We start from the raw sequence: 1,313 nt of genomic DNA on the forward strand, positions 1-1,313 counted from the left end.
TACCGTGTTTGTATTTGTAAAAAACGCTGAAAACGCGAATCAAGCTAGCCCGCCTCTTGCTGCAAGTAGACATACTGTTTCTGAGCTTCCTCTAACAATTAACTTGAGTGACGCTGACGCAATGAGTCCTGCAGCTAAGCTTTCCGATGCTAAGCTCGTAAATGTTACTGCGCGTGTTTCCAAGTCGGGTCAAGTTAGCGCAGCAAGTGGCGATTTTGAAGGCCGAGCTGAACTGGTTGAGTTAGGTTCCGAGCAACAAGTAAAAATTAACATTAGCGAGCTAGTCAAATAAAGTTTTAGTAATAAGCGCGTAATTACGGCAAGCTTCAAAAACAAAAATAACCTTAAGGAGCGCAAGTATGACGATAAAAGTGCCAAAGGTAATCGACGAATTGGAATCCAAAATTGTCAACACATTGAAGCTCTCCCGTTTCAAGAATCAATTAGTAGGCAAGGGATATGTAACGGGTCTTAAGGCCGTTACCTATTTACTTAACATTCCAAAACCGACGATCTTTATGAGCAAAGGTGCATCAATCAACCTTTGTGAATCGGTTTCTCAGTTTGGCCTCAATAAACTTTTGATTGTTACTGACCAGGCACTTTACGATACGGGCCTTCTCGACCCAGTACTTGAACAGTTAAATCTTTCTGGGATGAAGTATTCACTATTTACCGAAGTAGAGCCTGACCCTACCTTCACAGTAGTTGAAAGTGGCCTCCGTAAGTATCGACAGCAAAACTGTGATTCTGTAATGGCTATTGGTGGTGGCTCTTCAATTGATGCTGCTAAAGTTATTGCTTTAGCTGCAAGTAACGAAGTGAGCCCTCGAGATCTGGTTGGCATTTTAAAGGGCAAGAAACCTTCTGCGCCTTTCTTTGCAATTCCCACCACTGCGGGTACTGGCTCTGAGGCAACCATTGGTGCCGTTATTTCTGACAGCATTACCCACAAAAAAGAACTTGTTATTGATACAAAAATAGTTCCTTTAGTAGCGGCACTAGACCCTGATTTAATGAAGGGCCTTCCTCCTGCTATTACTGCAGCAACCGGGATGGATGCCTTAACCCACCTTGTCGAATCTTATTTAAGCGGCATGGCAAACGAAGAGTCTGACTATTATTCTCGTTCAGGTATTCAAATGATTTTTGAAAACCTACCGAAGGTATACAAACGTGGCAACAATGCTAAAGCACGAGAGAAGATGGCGCTGGCTTCGTACTACGGAGGCTTAACGATAAATATCGCCGGATTAGGGTATGTGCATGCTTTTGCCCACCAATTAGGTGCTAAGTACAAACTACCCCATGGC

The 1,313-nt window shown here is 43.3% G+C and carries 1 protein-coding gene and 1 pseudogene; both read left to right on the plus strand.

The genetic code is table 11. From position 1 onward, the window contains the following. Positions 1 to 292 (plus strand): annotated as a pseudogene (locus tag A3763_RS28925) (c-type cytochrome biogenesis protein CcmI); the annotation flags it as partial. Between the two features lie 67 nt (positions 293 to 359). Beyond that, positions 360 to 1,313: iron-containing alcohol dehydrogenase (locus A3763_RS19595; protein ID WP_068760374.1), on the plus strand; the 954-nt coding region annotated here is incomplete at its 3' end.

This window comes from Oleiphilus sp. HI0128 (genome assembly GCF_001635365.1).